The 13870-nt window shown below is 63.2% G+C and carries 13 protein-coding genes; 7 read left to right on the top strand and 6 right to left on the bottom strand.

Annotation, left to right across the window (positions count from 1 at the left end):
- Positions 1-5 precede the first annotated feature (5 nt).
- Positions 6-902: a cation diffusion facilitator family transporter gene (locus AC07R1_RS27780; protein ID WP_019093824.1), complete on the top strand. Its 897-nt coding sequence runs from the start codon at positions 6-8 to the stop codon at positions 900-902.
- On the opposite strand, the gene AC07R1_RS27775 is transcribed toward AC07R1_RS27780, so the two are convergent.
- Entirely contained in the window at positions 896-1996 is a 1101-nt protein-coding gene (locus AC07R1_RS27775) for a DUF6515 family protein (RefSeq protein ID WP_011063639.1), read from the bottom strand. The genes AC07R1_RS27780 and AC07R1_RS27775 overlap by 7 nt on opposite strands.
- Before the next feature lie 416 nt (positions 1997-2412).
- On the opposite strand from AC07R1_RS27775, the gene AC07R1_RS27770 reads away from it, so the two are divergent.
- Both AC07R1_RS27770 and AC07R1_RS27765 read left to right on the top strand, forming a co-directional pair.
- A complete protein-coding gene (locus AC07R1_RS27770) occupies positions 2413-2892 on the top strand; it encodes an Lrp/AsnC family transcriptional regulator (protein WP_011063640.1) in 480 nt (159 codons plus the stop codon).
- A 110-nt stretch (positions 2893-3002) separates the two neighbouring features.
- Positions 3003-3212: a DUF2788 domain-containing protein gene (locus AC07R1_RS27765; RefSeq protein WP_003228500.1), complete on the top strand. Its 210-nt coding sequence runs from the start codon at positions 3003-3005 to the stop codon at positions 3210-3212.
- On the opposite strand, the gene AC07R1_RS27760 is transcribed toward AC07R1_RS27765, so the two are convergent.
- The 4 genes from AC07R1_RS27760 to AC07R1_RS27745 all read right to left on the bottom strand — a co-directional run bounded on the left by AC07R1_RS27760 (position 3207) and on the right by AC07R1_RS27745 (position 9585).
- Positions 3207-3773, bottom strand: a complete 567-nt coding sequence (locus AC07R1_RS27760) for a pseudouridine synthase (protein ID WP_161466734.1) — start codon at positions 3771-3773, stop codon at positions 3207-3209. The genes AC07R1_RS27765 and AC07R1_RS27760 overlap by 6 nt on opposite strands.
- A gap of 146 nt (positions 3774-3919) precedes the next feature.
- Complete coding sequence (amn, locus tag AC07R1_RS27755) at positions 3920-5392, bottom strand: AMP nucleosidase (RefSeq protein ID WP_015637154.1); 1473 nt, start codon at positions 5390-5392, stop codon at positions 3920-3922.
- Positions 5393-5491: 99 nt separating this feature from the next.
- Positions 5492-7144, bottom strand: a complete 1653-nt coding sequence (locus AC07R1_RS27750; protein ID WP_495111142.1) for an acyl-CoA dehydrogenase family protein — start codon at positions 7142-7144, stop codon at positions 5492-5494.
- Between the two features lie 74 nt (positions 7145-7218).
- Entirely contained in the window at positions 7219-9585 is a 2367-nt protein-coding gene (locus tag AC07R1_RS27745) for a hybrid sensor histidine kinase/response regulator (protein ID WP_053160197.1), read from the bottom strand.
- Between the two features lie 289 nt (positions 9586-9874).
- Here AC07R1_RS27745 and AC07R1_RS27740 point away from each other — a divergent pair, with 289 nt between their 5' ends.
- The 4 genes from AC07R1_RS27740 (at position 9875) to AC07R1_RS27725 (ending at position 13388) form a co-directional block, all read left to right on the top strand.
- Entirely contained in the window at positions 9875-10672 is a 798-nt protein-coding gene (locus AC07R1_RS27740; protein ID WP_015637156.1) for a hydroxymethylpyrimidine/phosphomethylpyrimidine kinase, read from the top strand.
- Positions 10673-10690: 18 nt separating this feature from the next.
- The gene (gene thiE / locus AC07R1_RS27735; RefSeq protein ID WP_011063646.1) at positions 10691-11314 is read left to right on the top strand and encodes a thiamine phosphate synthase; all 624 of its coding nucleotides are present in this window, start codon (positions 10691-10693) and stop codon (positions 11312-11314) included.
- A gap of 17 nt (positions 11315-11331) precedes the next feature.
- Positions 11332-12615 (top strand): glutamate-1-semialdehyde 2,1-aminomutase, encoded by a 1284-nt coding sequence (hemL, locus tag AC07R1_RS27730; protein ID WP_011063647.1) that lies wholly within the window; start codon positions 11332-11334, stop codon positions 12613-12615.
- Between the two features lie 218 nt (positions 12616-12833).
- Positions 12834-13388: a tetratricopeptide repeat protein gene (locus tag AC07R1_RS27725; protein WP_011063648.1), complete on the top strand. Its 555-nt coding sequence runs from the start codon at positions 12834-12836 to the stop codon at positions 13386-13388.
- A gap of 77 nt (positions 13389-13465) precedes the next feature.
- Here the strand turns inward: AC07R1_RS27725 and AC07R1_RS27720 are convergent, their stop codons facing one another.
- Positions 13466-13792, bottom strand: coding sequence for a DUF1820 family protein (locus AC07R1_RS27720; RefSeq protein WP_007927079.1), 327 nt, complete (start codon positions 13790-13792; stop codon positions 13466-13468).
- Positions 13793-13870 lie beyond the last annotated feature (78 nt).

The following is a 13870-nucleotide window of genomic DNA, read 5'->3' as shown; positions in this document are numbered from 1 at the left end:
CGTCGATGACCGCCAACTCGGAACACGCCCGCCTCCTGCGCCTGGCCACCCGCGCCTCGGTCACCGTGGCGGGCATACTGATCGTGACCAAGGCTGTCGCCTGGTGGCTGAGCGGCTCGGTGAGCATGCTCGCCGGGCTCACCGACTCGGTGCTGGACGGTTTCACCTCGCTGCTCAACCTGCTGGCAGTGCATTACGCCCTGCGCCCGGCAGACGACGACCACCGCTATGGCCACGGCAAGGCCGAGTCCCTGGCGGGCATGGCCCAGGCATTGTTCATCGCCGGCAGCGCGGTTCTGATTGCCTTCCAGGCGGCGCAACGCCTGCAACATCCGGAACCGGTAGGCGCGCCCTGGCTGAGCATCGGGGTGATCGTCCTGTCGCTGGCGCTGACCATCGCCCTGCTGCTCCTGCAGCACCGGGTGATCCGGGCGACCGGATCCAATGCAGTGCGCGCCGACTCCCTGCACTACCGCTCCGACCTGATGCTCAACGGCAGCATCCTGCTGGCCTTGGTGCTGGCGGCGTTCGGCCTGCATCAGGTGGACGCCTGGTTCGGCCTGGGGATTGCCGTCTACATTCTCTGGAGCGCGATCCAGATCGCCCGGGAGAGCTTCTCGGTGCTGATGGACCAGGAGCTGCCACCGGACGTCAGCCAGCACATGCTGGAGCTGGCGTGCAGTGTGCCGGGAGTACTGGGGGCCCATGACCTGCGCACACGGATTTCCGGCAGCCACTGGTTTGTCCAACTGCACCTGGAATTACCCGGGGAACTGACCCTTTCGGTGGCCCATGGCATCAGCGACCAGGCCGCCGATGCCATCCAGAAGGCCTATCCACGGGCCGAAGTGCTGGTGCACGCCGACCCGCAGGAAGTGGTGAAGGCAGCCAGGGCTCAGTAGGTCACCTGATAACCCCGTGAGCTCAAGCAGTTGCCCTGGGCCTGGCGGTAGGCCTGGACCACTTGCGGGGCCGGCTGATAGGTCACGCTCGCAGGATCGAAGCCGCTCTGCTGCACCGCCCAGCGATAGCAGTCGTAACGGTCCTGGTCGATCTGCTGCGGCGACTGGCCGTTGACCGGGTAGGCCAGCACGTCATAGCCATTGCCGCTCTGCTGCGGGTCCGCAACCGGCACGCCGGCAGGTGGCTCGACCACCACGTACTGCTGGGTGTTGGCTTCGTAGGTGTAGTAGGCCCCTGCCGCCAGAAAGAACAGCGCGCTGCCGATCCAGACTTCCCGCGCATAGTCGGGCAGGTACGTCACGCGAATGCCATAGGGCGGGCGCACCACCACATAGCGCGGGCCTTGCGGGCGGTACCAGTAACCACCGGAAAAAAAGTAATCCTGGCCGCGATAGGCGACCCGGTCATTGCGCCCGGGGAAGCGGTCGATCACATACCCGGGGCGGTACTGCGGCCCGGGGCCCCAGCCATTGCCATGGCCATCAGGGCGGCCCGGCCAGCGGTAGTCGTTGGGATGGCCGCCACCTGGCCGAGAGCCCGGGCCGCCAGCCTGCCAATGCTGGTTGTAGTCGTTGCGCCGGGGAATGTCCTGATAGTAGCCACGCTGTGGCTCCTGGGTCTGGCGCACGGTGTCGGGGCGGCCCTGGATCGGCAGGTTGTTTGGCTGCTGCACCTGGGGTTGTGGCACAGGGGCCGGGCGAACCTGCTGATTGGGATCGTGCTGAGGCCGGTTCTGCCACTGCCCTCCCGGGTTCTGGCCGTTGTGCTCGAACTGACGGCTGTTATCGCCGCGAATGATTTCATTCTGCGGCCGCTGTGGCTGCGCACTGGGTGGTGGACGGTTGGGAACATTGGCGGGCCGCGGCGGGGCATTTTCCGGGCGGCCCTGGCCTTGATGCTCTCGCTGCTCGCCCCCGGGAGCGCCATGCTGCGCAGGCGGCCGATTCTCGTCTCGCTCATCGGCGAGCAACTGAGCGTTGACGCTCAGGCACAACACACCAACACCTGCCATACGCCAGATGCGCGACTTCATGCTATTCCTCACTGCGGATAGGGGGGGCCTGTACATAAGACTGAAAAAGCCCTGGGCGGTTCTGCATCAGGTTATCAGTCACGAGACTTATTTCGCAGGCAATAAAAAAGGGCGGCCCGTCGGCCGCCCTTTGAGATTTTGTCCGTGCTCGGCGCTTTTGACGCCGGCTCACCTCACTCCGTCTTCTGGACAGTGTGTAGCCCGGGGGCCGGCTCAACCCTGTGGGATTGGCGGCCGCGGCAGGCCTGATTCGGCGGGCCGCAGTGGACTCTATGTCCGGGCAGTGATTCTGGTGATAAGAATAGGCGCGCAGCGAAGACAGAGGATTGCGAAGATTGCTTGTAAAAACACCACTTGCGCAATTTTTAACTCAAGATAGATAATTCAACGCAATAGTTACGACAAAGGCCTGATTGATGAGCAAACTCGACCGCTACGACCTGAGCATTTTGGCGGAGTTGCAACGCGACGCCCGCATCTCCAACCAGGAACTGGCCGAGCGCATCGGCCTGTCGCCCTCCCCTTGCTCGCGCCGGGTCAAGCAGCTGGAGGACGATGGCTACATTTCCCGCCAGGTCGCCCTGCTGGACCGCAAGATGCTCGGTCTGAGCCTGACCGCCTATGTCCTGATCGGCATGGACCGGCACACGCCGGAACGCTTCGAGAATTTCGAAGCCGCGATCCGCAGCCTGCCCCAGGTGCTGGAGTGCAGCCTGGTGACCGGGGTCGATGCCGACTACCAGCTCAAGGTGGTGGTACCGGACATGGACCATTACCAGAAGCTGCTGCTCGGCCATCTGACCCGTATCGAGGGCGTGACCAGCGTGCGTTCGAGCTTCGTGCTCAATCAGGTGCTCAACAGCACCGAACTGCCGCTGACCCACCTGCGCAACTGAAACCCGGCCCCCGCTGTGGCGACATAACGCATGCAGATCAATGCTTGGGCCGCGGGCGTTGGCGTATACTCGCCCGGCATTTTTTGCCCTGCCTGCACTGGAGATGAGTGATGGACCCAGCAGTATTCGAAGAGTGGATGATGACCGGCCTGGTCAGCATCCTGATCATTTTCATGGGCTTCATCGTCTGGGACCTGGCCAAGAAGTCCAAGGCCGGGCGCTTCGGCTCGTTCATCCTGTTCTTCGTGCTGGGCCTGGGCGTTGCAGCATTCATCATCAAGAGCGTGGTGATCGGCCTGATCGAGTCCGGCGCCTTATAAGCGCGCCGCCACCTCTTTCCACTGGCCCTGCTCCAGGCCATCCAGGGTCCAGTCGCCGATCCTGACCCGCACCAGGCGCAAGGTCGGTAGCCCCACCGCAGCGGTCATGCGCCTTACCTGGCGGTTGCGCCCCTCGCGTATCACCAACTCCAGCCAACTGGTGGGCACGCTCTTGCGAAAGCGCACCGGCGGGTTGCGCGGCCATAGCGTCGGTTCTTCGAGCTGACGCGCCTCGGCCGGCAGGGTCATGCCGTCATTCAACTGCACACCTTCGCGCAAGCGCTGCAACTGCTCGGCACTGGGCTCGCCCTCGACCTGCACCCAATAGGTCTTGGCCAGCTTGTGCTTGGGATCGGCGATGCGCGCCTGCAACTGCCCGTCATTGGTCAACAGCAGCAACCCTTCACTGTCGCGATCCAGGCGCCCGGCCGGGTAGACCCCGGGAACCGCAATGAAGTCCTTGAGCGTGGCCCGCCCCTCACCATCGCTGAACTGGGTCAGCACATCGAAAGGCTTGTTGAACAGGATCAGCTTCGGCTCGACCGGCGCGGCCTTGGCCACACGCTTGGCGGGAGAGGAGGAAAACGGTTTGGCGCCAGGACGGCGGGAAGCGGGACGGGGCGGACGGGACATGGGAGCAGGAACATTCAGCGATCAGGACCGACAATGCTAGTGGCCTGACCGCCAAATGACCATGGCTTAAACGCTTAGCGGAAAGGCGGCTCGTCGAAGCTGCGCAGTTTGCGCGAGTGCAGGGAGTTGAGCTCGCTGCGCATCAGGTCCACCGCTTCGATACCGATCTTCAGATGCTGGCTGACCGCACGCTCATAAAAGGCGTTGGCCGCGCCCGGCAACTTGATTTCACTGTGCAATGGCTTGTCCGAGACACACAGCAAGGTGCCGTATGGTACTCGCAGGCGATACCCCTGGGCGGCGATGGTGCCGCTTTCCATGTCCACCGCCACGGCCCGGGACAGGTTGATCAGCGGGCGTTCCTCGGCCCAACGCAACTCCCAGTTGCGGTCGTCGTAAGTCAGCACGGTGCCGGTGCGCAGGCGTTTCTTCAGTTGTTCGCCCTTTTCCCCGGTGACATTGGCCGCCGCCTGCTGCAACGCCAACTGGACTTCGGCCAGGGCCGGAATCGGAATGTTCGGCGGCACCACGCGGTCGAGAATGCCGTCGCGCCGCATATAAGCGTGGGCCAGCACGTAGTCGCCAATGGTCTGGGACTGCCGCAGGCCGCCGCAGTGGCCGATCATCAGCCAGCAATGCGGACGCAGCACCGCCAGGTGGTCGGTGATGTTCTTGGCGTTGGACGGGCCGACACCGATATTCACCAGGGTCACACCGTGGCCATCGCTGGCCTGCAAGTGGTAGGCCGGCATCTGGTAGCGGTGCCAGACCACACCGGCGGCGATGGCCGAGGCCTCGCCGTGATCCATGCTTTTCTCGATGATCACGTTGCCCGGCAGGACCATGCGCACAAAGCGCGGATCGCTGCGCAACTGCTCCAGGCCATGAACGATGAACTGGTCCACATAGCGGTGATAGTTGGTCAGCAGGATCCACGGCTGCACATGACGCCAGTCGCTACCGGTGTAGTGCACCAGGCGCCGCAGGGAGAAATCCACTCGCGCGGCATCGAACAGCGCCAGGGGCAGCGGATGGGTATTTTCCCAATCGTAGAGGCCATCGGCGATGCCGTCGGTGGCGGCCGACAGGTCGGTACTCGGGAACACCCGCGCCAGCGCCGCAGCGGTCACGCCGGAACCTGCCAGCTCGTCGCCCTGCTCCACGACATAGGGATAAGGAATGTTCTGCTCACTGACGCCCACTTCCACCGTCACGGTGAAGTCGTGCATCAACGGCACCAATTGTTCGAGCAGGTAATTACGGAAGGCTGCAGGATGGGTCACGGTGACACTGTAGGTGCCCGGCAACTGGACCTTGGCATAGGCCCTTGTGGTCTGTGGGACTTCGCCATGGCAGTGGTAGGTCAGGCGCAACTCAGGGTAGCGAAACAGTGCTCGTTGCTCGGCATCCGGCTCGACCCGGTCCTTGAGATAACGCTTGAGCGCCTGGCTCAGCGCCGTGGTGGCCCGCTCATGCAGGGCGGCAAGCCGGTCCACGGCTTGCTCGGCGGTTTGAACGACAATAAAAGCTTCGGTCACGATAAGCATCCTGTGTTCTGAACTTGCAGGCGTTCATCTTGCCTGCAAGACCGTCCCACGGGAACAGCGTAATCACCGCAGGCGCCGGGAAGCCGGCGCCGGGGAGGGTCAGAAGCCCTGAGGGGAGGAGCGGGCGACAATGGCCGCCACGTCCAGGCCACGCGGCAAGGTGCCGTAGACCCGCCCGCCCTGGCCGCCCAGGCGGCTGGCGATAAAAGCGTCGCTGACCACCTGGTTGCCGGCTTCCAGCAAGAGCTTGGCCTGCAGGCCCAGGGCAATGTCCTCGGTGAGTTGACGAGCACGGTATTGAATGTCGCCGGTGTCCTTGAAGCTCTCCTTCAGCCCGTTGATATGGGCGGCCAGGCGCTTGTCGCCATGGCCATCGCCCAATTCGGCGAACAAGGCGTCCAGCACGCCCGGCTCCTTCGACAAGGCTCGCAGCACATCCAGGCATTGCACGTTGCCGGAGCCTTCCCAGGTGGAGTTCACCGGCGCCTCGCGGTACAGCCGTGGCAGGATGCTGTCCTCGACATAACCGGCACCGCCCATGCACTCCGCCGCCTCGTTGATCATCGCCGGGGCCCGCTTGCAGATCCAGTACTTGCCCACCGCCGTCACCAGCCGGGAAAACTTCGCCTCCTGGGCATCGTCCAGATGATCCAGGGCCCGCCCCATACGCATGCTCAGGGCCAGGGCCGCTTCGCTTTCCAGGGCCAGGTCGGCCAGCACGTTCTGCATCAGGGGCTGCTCGCTGAGCACCTGCCCGCCCACGGTGCGATGGGCACAGTGATGGCTGGCCTGGGTCAGGGCCTGGCGCATCAGGGAGCTGGAGCCGACCATGCAATCGAAACGGGTCATGGCCACCATCTCGATAATGGTCGGCACGCCGCGGCCTTCCTCGCCGATCATCCAGGCCAGGGCACCGCGGAACTCCACTTCGCTGGAAGCGTTGGAAAGGTTGCCGAGCTTGTTCTTCAGGCGCTGGATATAGAACTGGTTGCGCGTGTCATCGGGACGGTGCCGGGGCAGGAGGAAGCAGGTCAGGCCCTTGTCGGTCTGGGCCAGGGTCAGGAAGGCATCGCACATCGGCGCCGAACAGAACCATTTGTGGCCCACCAGCTCGTACGCCTGCCCGGGGCCGCCAGCCCCCACCGGGTAGGCCCGGGTGGTGTTGGCACGCACATCGGTGCCGCCCTGTTTCTCGGTCATGGCCATGCCGATGGTCAGCCCGGCCTTGTGTTGCATGCCGACATTGCGCGGGTCGTACCGGGTGGCAAGGATCTTGGGCAGCCACTGGTCGGCGATATCCGGTTGCAGCTTCAAGGCCGGTACACAGGCGAAGGTCATGGTCAGCGGGCAGCCGCTGCCGGCCTCGGCCTGGCTGTGCAGATAGGTCATGGAGGCGCGGGCAACGTGGGCCCCCGCTTGCGGATCGGTCCAGGGCAGTGAGGTCAGGCCGGCTTCGATCGCCGCCTGCATCAATTGGTGATAGGCGGGATGAAACTCCACCAGATCGATCCGGTGGCCAAAGCGGTCGTGGCTGGAAAATACCGGTTTGTTCTGATTGGCCAGGAACCCCGCCTCCATCAACGGACCACCGGCCAGGGCGCCATAGGCGTCGACCCGCGACTCGGCCCAACCGGCATCGAAACGGCGCATCCATTGCTGCAGCGGCAGGTCGATCCGATAGAGATTGGCGCCGTCCAAAGCTGGCGGCTGGTTGGTGACTTCGTGGGTTTCAGCGAACTGGTGGAGGTTCATCGCGGGGCTCCTTCAGGGTGTGCCAAGACCCCAGTTAAGCACCGCCCCCACCCCGAACAAAGTGGCATACCTGCCTAAATGTCGGCGCTTTCGCCCTGCTCCACAGAGAGCACATATCTCGACAATGCCGTTTGCAAGGCCTCGAACTTCACTGGTTTAGCCAGATAGTCGGAGCCAGCCCCCGCCGGGCAGCCCTCTTTGCCGGGCACGCAGGCCAGCAGGATGGGCAATTGGGAATAGCCGGGCAGCGCCTGGGCCTGCAAGCGAAACGCCCCCAGTTGCGCCGTGGACATCTCGCCATCGATCAACACCGCACTGACCAGCTCACGCCCGAGCAATTGCAGGGCATCAGTAGGGCTACCGGCGGTGCGCACCTGGTAGCCCAGCTTGAGCAGCATGCCCCTGACCACCAACTGATTGACGTCGTTGTCGTCCACCAGCAGCACGGTGCAGTCCCGGGGCAAGCGTCGCGCCACTGCCGCCGGCGAGCGCGGGGCGGGTTCCTGGGCGTCGAACTCCACCAGCAGGCGGAAACAACTGCCCCGGCCTGGCGTGGATTCGTGGGTCAATTGCCCGCCCAGCAACTCCACCAACTGCCGACAGATCGCCAGGCCGATACCCAGCCCGCCATATTCACGGGTCATGGAACCATCGAGCTGGAAGAAACGCTGATACAGGGTCGCTTCATCCAGGTTGACGAAGCCAATACCGCTGTCGATCACCTCGAAACTCAGGCTGACCCGCTGCGCCGACACGGAACGCGTGAGCACCCGCAGCACCACGCTGCCCGAAGGGGTGAACTTGATGGCATTGTCCAGCAGGCACTCCAGACAATGGCTGAGTTTGCAGCGGTCGCCCTGCAAGCGATCGGGCAGCCCGGCGCTCAAGTCAATCTGGAAAGCCAGCGACTTGGCGGCGGCACTGGCGCCGTATTGGGTCTGCAGTGTCGTCAGCAGGGAGCGCAGGCTGAACGGCTGACGCTGGGCGCTGAGCTTGCCGGCCTGCAGCTCGGTCAGGGTCAGAATGCCGTTGACCATGCGCATCATGTCCCGCGCCGAGCCGGCCGCTGTCTGCTGGTATTGCTCCAGCTCCGGATCCAGTTCCAGGGTCTGCATCAGTTCCAGGGAGCCGATGACGCCATTCATCGGGGTCCGCAGCTCATGGGTCAGGGTGGCCAGGAATTCGTCCTTGAGCCGGTTGCTGTGGGCCAGTTGCTGGTTCAACACTTCAAGCTTCTGCCCGGCTTCGAGCAGTGTCTGGGCCTGTTGCTCACGCATGGCATTGATGCGATCGGCCAGGGCCAGGGACAGCAACGCCACTTCGATCGCCGAGCCGATCTGGCTGGCGTACATGGTCAGGAACACATTCGGCAGGTAACCCAGCACCATCAAGGTGTTGATCACCCCTCCAAACAAAAAGGCCGACCAGGCGATGATGAAATAGCGTGCCACGCGCAGGCCTCGACACCAGGCGACAATCCCGGCCACGTAGATCACCACGGTGAACACCAGGGCCAGGGTGGTGGCCAGGCGCAATGCCAGGGCATAACTGGTCATCAGTGAAAGCGCCATGACCAACGCGCCAAAGGCCATCAAGGCCAGTAGCACACGGTCGACCCAGGGGCTGTGGCGGGAAGTCTGCAGGAAGCTGCGGGCGAACTGGCTGCCGAACAAACCTGCCGAACCGATGAAGAACGGTGTCGCGGCATTGGCCCACCAGGGGCTGTCGGGCCAGAAGTACTCCACTGCGGCGCCGTTGACCGACAGCTGATAGAGACCGAAGGAAGCGATATAGACGATGTAGTAGAGGTAGCTGGTGTCCCGCACGCTGAGGTAGATGAACAGGTTGTACACCAGCATCCCCAGCAGCACGCCGTAAATCAGCCCGAGCACATACAACCGCACCGGCTGGGCTTCCAGGTAAGCACTGCTGGACCACAGGCTCACCGGCGCCTGGATCGAGCCTTCACTGGCCAGCCGCAGGTAGACGGTCTTGTGCTCGTGGGGAGAAAAATTCAGGTTGAACAGGTAGTTGTTCTGGCGAATCTCTCGACTGTCGAAGGGCAAGGCATCCCCGGTACGACCCGCCAGGCGATAACCACCAGACTCGTCAGGGACGTACAGTTCAAGGTGGTCCAGAGGCGGATAGGCCAACTCCAGCAACCAGCTGCGTTGTGCGCTCGGGTTGGCGGGGCGATAGTCGAGGTCGATCTTCAGCCAGAACGCCGAGCGCGAATAACCGGCGTTGAGGGTGTCTTTGTCGTGGGGTCTGAATTGTTCAGCCAGAGGCCCCGAGCTGACATCGGCAATGGTCGCCTCACCCCCCGCGTCTTCGAGTACTTGCATCACTCGGCCCAAGGGCAGGCGTTGAGTGAACTCGTCGAACTCGGCGGCGCCAGCCAGCATCGGCAAGCTCAACAGCAACATCAGCAAATAGTGCATAAAGCCCCAGCGTGGCTTGTCCGGTGGTGTCAGGAAGTCCCCCATTTCCCTTGAGCAGACGTAGAACCGGCATGACCTGTTATTGATTTGAATCCACTCTAGCATAGCCGCTGATGGCCATTGAACACCATTGTAAGTTTTAGTCTAAAGGCTCTAGAACGGGGCTTTCAGCGCAATCCAGCGGGCTAGAGCTGTTGCTTCGGTCAAGTGGGCTGGCAGGCGCCAGATCGCCCCTCTCTTATATGTCGAGCGCCGCGAAAAAAAACGTTTGGTGGTAAGCTCGCCGCCCATGAATATCTACAGCTCTCGCCCCGTTGTCCTCTGTCTCTCCGGCCACGACCCCAGTGGTGGCGCCGGCCTGCAGGCAGATATCGAAGCCCTGCTGGCTCAGGGTTGTCATGCAGCTCCGGCTGTCACCGCGTTGACCGTGCAGGACACGGTCAATGTCAGCGACTTCCGCGTCCTGGATCGCGAGTGGGTATTGGCCCAGGCCAATGCCGTGCTCAACGACTCCACGGTAGCGGCGGTCAAGCTGGGCATGCTCGGTTCCCTGGAGATGGTCGACACCGTGGTCGAGCTGCTCCAGGCCCACCCGCACCTGCCAGTGGTCTGCGATCCGGTGTTGCGCGCCGGCGGCGGTGGCCGGCTGGGCAAGGATGAGGTCGGCTACGCCATGCGCGAGCGCCTCCTGCCCCTGGCAACCATTGCCACCCCCAACCTTCCCGAAGCCCGAATTCTCGCGGAACTGCCTGAAGGCAGCGCCGACCAATGCGCCGAAAAACTCCTGCCCTTCGTCAAGCATTTGCTGATCACCGGCGGCCACGGCGATGAACACGAAGTCCACAATCGCCTGTACAGCCGTGACGGCCTGCGCAAAACCTATACCTGCCAGCGCTTGCCGGGCAGCTACCACGGCTCCGGCTGCACCCTGGCCAGCGCACTGGCCGGCCGCCTGGCCCAAGGTGAACACCTGGCCAGTGCGGTGAAGTCCGCCCTGGATTACACCTGGCGCACCCTGCGCGATGCCGAACAGCTTGGCCGTGGCCAGTTCGTTCCGCGCCGCTTGCCGCTGGATTTCTGCTCGTAATGTCATGAGGCCTGCTCAATGAAACTACGTGGTCTGTACGCCATCACCGACAGCCAACTGTTGGCCGGCAAGTTTCTGAAGTACGTGGAGGCGGCGCTGGAAGGCGGTGTCACGCTGTTGCAGTACCGCGACAAAAGCGACGACCAGGCCCGCCGACTGCGGGAAGCCGAAACCCTGCTGGCCTTGTGCGAGCGCTACAAGACCCGTTTGATCATCAACGATGATGCCGAGCTGGCGGCGCGTATCGGTGCCGGCGTGCACCTGGGCCAGACTGATGGCCCATTGACCCCGGCCCGAGCCTTGCTGGGCCGCCAGGCGATCATCGGTGCCACCTGCCACAGCCAGTTGCCACTGGCCGAGCAAGCCGCCAAGGAAGGCGCCAGCTATGTCGCCTTCGGCCGTTTCTTCAATTCCACCACCAAGCCCGGCGCGCCTGCAGCCAGCCTGGAGCTGCTGGACCAGGCCCGGGCCAGCCTGCACCTGCCGATCTGCGTGATCGGCGGCATCACCCTGGACAACGCCGCGCCACTGGTGAACCACGGTGCCGACCTGCTGGCGGTGGTCCACGGCCTGTTCGGCGCCGAGAGCGCCGAAGAAGTGACCCGCCGCGCCCGCGCCTTCAACGCCCTATTCAACAGCTGATTTTTGAGAGCCCGATCATGTCTCGTTCCGAAACCCTGTTTGCCAACGCCCAGAAACACATCCCGGGTGGCGTCAATTCGCCTGTCCGCGCCTTCAAGAGCGTGGGCGGCACCCCGCTGTTCTTCAAACACGCAGAAGGTGCCTACGTCACCGACGAAGACGACAAGCGCTATGTCGACTACGTTGGCTCCTGGGGCCCGATGATTCTTGGCCACAGCCACCCTGATGTCCTGGACGCCGTGCGCAAGCAACTGGAACACGGCCTGTCCTACGGCGCACCGACCGCCATGGAAACCGAAATGGCCGACCTGGTGTGCTCCATCGTGCCATCCATGGAAATGGTGCGCATGGTCAGTTCGGGCACCGAAGCCACCATGAGTGCCATTCGCCTGGCCCGTGGCTTCACCGGCCGGGACAGCATCATCAAGTTCGAAGGCTGCTACCACGGCCACTCCGACAGCCTGCTGGTGAAGGCTGGCTCCGGCGCCCTGACCCAAGGCGTGCCGAGCTCCGCCGGTGTGCCCGCGGCTTTCGCCAAGCACACCCTGACCCTGCCCTTCAACGACATTGCGGCGGTGGAAAAAATGCTCGCCGAAGTAGGCCAGGAAGTGGCCTGCATCATCGTTGAACCAGTGGCCGGCAACATGAACTGCGTACCCCCGGCACCGGGTTTCCTCGAAGGCCTGCGTCGCCTCTGCGATCAGCACGGCGTAGTGCTGATCTTCGACGAAGTGATGACCGGTTTCCGTGTTGCCCTCGGTGGCGCTCAGGCCCATTACGGCGTGACACCCGACCTGTCGACCTTCGGCAAGATCATCGGCGGCGGCATGCCGGTAGGCTGCTTCGGCGGCAAGCGCAAGATCATGGAGCACATCGCGCCCCTGGGCCCGGTCTACCAGGCCGGCACCCTGTCCGGCAACCCGCTGGCCATGGCCGCAGGCCTCACCACTCTGCGCCTGATCAGCCGCCCGGGCTTCCACGCCGAACTGAGCGACTACACCAGCCGTCTGCTCGAAGGCCTGCAACAACGCGCCGATGCAGCAGGCATTCCGTTCGTCACCACCCAGGCTGGCGGCATGTTCGGCCTGTACTTCAGCGGTGCCGATGACATCGTCACCTTCGACGATGTGATGGCCAGCGACGCCAACCTGTTCAAGCGCTTCTTCCACCTGATGCTGGAAGGCGGCGTGTACCTGGCGCCGAGTGCCTTCGAAGCGGGCTTCACCTCCATCGCCCACGGCGAGGCCGAGTTGCAGCTGACGCTGGATGCGGCAGAGCGGGCATTCGCCGCCCTGAAGTAAGCGCTGGACGGCGGGCGTGTGAAACATCACGCCCGTTGTAGTCTTTACTTGAATTTTCTCCAGTGAAACCTGCAAATGCTGATGAATCCTTGGGATATAGCGCCCACGCAGCAGAAAAACGAGTAAAGACTTTGTAAGGTGGGCCCTGCTTATTTCATAATGCGCGCTTATTGGGCCCCACGCTGGGCCCCGCGCCCCTCAGAGGTAAGTCGATTCCCATGAACCGCACCGGCCGCGCCCTGACACTGGGCTGCCTGTTGCTCCTTCAGCCCCTGCTCGCGCATGCACAAGCAGGTGGCAACTCGTTGTTGATCCCGGCGCTGGGTCGCTGCACCCTCGATCCCCAGGCTCAGGACCAGGCCGAGGCCCTCACCGCCTGCCAGAAGGCCGCCGACGAGGGGGATGCCGAGGCGCAATACGAGTTGGGCGAGTTCTACTACGAGGGCAAAGGTGCGCCGCAAGATTTCAATCAAGCCCTGAGCTACTTCGAAAAGGCCTCCTTGCAGGGCCATGCCCAGGCGCAATTCAAGCTGGGCACCATGTTCTTCCACGGTGAAGGCGTGCCGGCCAATAACGTGCAGGCTTACATCGTGCTGAAGATGGCTGCGGTCAATGGCGCCGAAGACGCCCTGGACACTGCCGACGAAGTCGCCGAGCACATGCAGCGCGACGAACTGGAAGTTGCGACCCAGGTACTGGGACAGATTTTCCGCAAATACCTGATGGAACTGCAGAGCGCCGATGGGCGTTCACCCTTCTCGCCCCTGCCGTAGGCATTTGCGCCTCAGTCGCCGGTGAGCCGGCTTCCACACAGACAACCGCCCTCCCGGAAAGACGGAATCGGCCAGGCTTACTTTTCCGGCATCGGCATCGGGAACGGCATGACATTGCTCACCCCGCGGGCCTCGCTGATCTTCGGCGTACCCAGGCGCTCGACTTCATCGATGCGCACGATCGAATGCATCGGCACAAAGCTGCGCACTACACCTTCGAACTGGGCCTTGAGCTTCTCCTCGCTCGGGTCAACGACCACTTGCGTGCGCTCGCCAAAGACGAACTCTTCCACTTCCAGGAAACCCCACAGATCACTCTGATAGATCTGCTTGGCGTACATTTCGAACACCTGGCCCTGGTTGAGGAAAATCACCTTGTAGATTGGAGCTTCACGTTTGGTCATGGCGGGCGGGTAACACATCGGGGGACAAAAATAGGGCGCGAACTATAGCATAGCTACCCGATGCACAACCCTAGGAAC

Source organism: Pseudomonas sp. GW821-FHT07F01 (assembly GCF_059418825.1).
The sequence above is the reverse complement of the archived record's forward strand: the minus strand, read 5'-3'. Positions and strand labels throughout refer to the sequence as shown.